Origin of the sequence: Paenibacillus sp. LPE1-1-1.1 (assembly GCF_040676435.1) — a bacterium.
In the GTDB taxonomy this organism is placed as follows: domain Bacteria; phylum Bacillota; class Bacilli; order Paenibacillales; family Paenibacillaceae; genus Pristimantibacillus.
This window is the reverse complement of record NZ_JBEGHY010000020.1, coordinates 1-294: the sequence shown is the minus strand read 5'-3', so window position 1 is coordinate 294 and position 294 is coordinate 1. Positions and strand designations below refer to the sequence as shown.

Genomic DNA, 294 nt, shown 5'->3' with positions numbered 1-294 from the left:
CCGCTTGGATTTCCGGAAAAATCGGTCCGCTGAACGACTCTGCGGCAACAGTAGTCAGAACGGTTGGCACTTTGAAAGCTTTAGCTGCTTTGGCAAGTCCTGTCACGTTATTGCGCAATACCTGGATATCAATCGATGATGTACCAAATGCCATTTGCGGTTGGTGGTCGATCATGAGCAAGGTATGGTTCGTTGGCGTCAGCAATCTTGAAGACGGAACCGCCTTTGCTTGAATGACATGTGAACTAGCATTAACTGATTCTGCCTTTGTAACGAGATTCGATCCGAATGCGC

1 protein-coding gene is annotated in these 294 nt (G+C 48.0%); it reads left to right on the top strand.

Features of this window, described 5'->3' with window-relative positions:
- On the top strand, positions 1–233 hold a 233-nt coding region (locus MRBLPE1_RS16810), incomplete at its 5' end, for a hypothetical protein (RefSeq protein WP_364147391.1).
- Positions 234–294: the final 61 nt, after the last annotated feature.